Origin of the sequence: Breznakia blatticola, assembly GCF_004365815.1 — a bacterium.
Classification (GTDB): domain Bacteria; phylum Bacillota_I; class Bacilli_A; order Erysipelotrichales; family Erysipelotrichaceae; genus Breznakia; species Breznakia blatticola.
Window position 1 is genome coordinate 1 of the sequence record NZ_SODD01000087.1, and the last position, 1,984, is coordinate 1,984.

Sequence of the window (1,984 nt, forward strand, 5' to 3'; positions counted from 1 at the left end):
CGGGAGTTTGACAGGTCAATTATCTAGTAAATTACACAGCTCATTTATTTATGGGCTTTTTTTAATGCAAATTTGTCAAATTTCATGATATTTAGGGTCGTAATATATCGTAAAGTATGATATAATTATTTTAGTATATAGGAGGGTTTTTATGAGAGTCACTTCAACTAAGTCTAAGAATTCCGAGTCTTTTTACATCAACCATGCTTTTAAAGGTAAAAATGGTAAAAGCACTTCTAAAGTTTTCAAAAAATTAGGTACACTTAAAGATCTTATGGAAGAATTACAAACGGATCGTGATGGTGTTGTAGCTTGGGCTAAAGAACAGGCTAGAATTGAAACGGAGAAATACAATAAGGAAACGGAGACAGTTACCATTCCCTTTTCACAAACTCAACTTATTGATAGCGATAAAAACCGTTGTTTTAATGTTGGTTATCTTTTCATCCAATCCATCTTATCTTCTTTACGTATCGACAATATCTGTCGTAACATTAAAAATCGTCATGCGTATGAATATAATCTTGAAGCTATTCTATCGGATTTGATTTACGGAAGAGTGTTATCTCCCTCAAGCAAGTCGAGCACTTTCGAATTCTCAAAGACATTACTCGAATCACCAAAATATGAAATACATGATGTATATCGTGCACTTTCCGTTATCGCCGAAGAGTCTGACTACATTCAAGCGGAAGTATACAAAAACTCAAATTTCATTCACAAACGTAATAAGAAAATCCTTTATTACGACTGTACTAATTATTACTTTGAGATTGAGCAAGCTGATGGTGATAAGCAATATGGGAAACAAAAAGAACATCGTCCAAATCCATGTATTGGAATGGGATTGTTTATGGATGCAGATGGAATGCCACTGGCCTTCGATACGTATCCAGGGAATCAAAATGAACAGAAAACTCTACAACCACTAGAAAAAAAGATTATACGTGATTTTGAGTGTTCGGAATTTATCTTCTGCTCAGATAGTGGTTTAGGTTCACAAAACAACAAGCTATTTAACGATATGGGAAATCGCTCATATGTCATCACTCAGTCTTTAAAGAAACTAAAAAAGGAAGATCGAGAAATCGCTTTAAATCCAAAACAGTACCGCAAAATTGGAACCGATGAATTCGTTGATTTATCTGCGCTTGACGAGACAAATAAAGAAGTATTCAATTCTGTATATTACAAAGAAATCCCTTTAGAATCAAAAAAGATATCCGAAACTTTAATCGTAACCTACTCACCAAAATATCGTGCATATCAAGCTAACATACGACAAGGTCAAATTGATAGAGCTATGCGTATAGTAAACGAAAATGGTAAAGTTAAAAAAACACATAAAAACCCTAACGATCCCGCACGATTCATCAAAAAAACTGCAATCACTGAGAATGGAGAGATCGCTGATAAAGAATTCAACATCCTTGATCAAGAAGCAATCGATAAAGAAGCTATCTATGATGGTTTTTACGGAGTAACTACAAACCTTGACGGAGATGTTGAGGAAATCATTGAGATTAATAAACGTCGATGGCAAATTGAAGAATGCTTTCGTATTATGAAAACTGACTTCGAAGCACGTCCTGTATATCTTCAAAGAGATGATAGAATCAAAGCACACTTTCTAATTTGCTTCTTAGCTTTATTATCATACCGTTTACTAGATGCAAAGTTGGAACATAAATACACAGTTGAAAATACACTAGATACTCTACGAACAATGAATGTGACACTCATTGATGGATATGGATACATACCATCGTATACACGCACTAAAATTACAGATAATTTACATGATATTTTTGGATTTAGAACTGACACACAAATCGTGAAGAAATCAAAAATGCGCAGTATTATCAAACAAACCAAAGGAAAATAAAACATTACTACATATCGTTACAAAACAAAAACAGACTATAACCCCTTATTCATGGGTCTATTGTCTGTTTTTATTTCATTTGACTGTCAAAGACAGGAT

1 protein-coding gene is annotated in these 1,984 nt (G+C 33.7%); it reads left to right on the plus strand.

Annotated features, from left to right (window positions below):
- Nucleotides 1–151 precede the first annotated feature (151 nt).
- The gene (locus EDD63_RS11455; protein ID WP_134171448.1) at nt 152–1,885 is read left to right on the plus strand and encodes an IS1634 family transposase; all 1,734 of its coding nucleotides are present in this window, start codon (nt 152–154) and stop codon (nt 1,883–1,885) included.
- Nucleotides 1,886–1,984 lie beyond the last annotated feature (99 nt).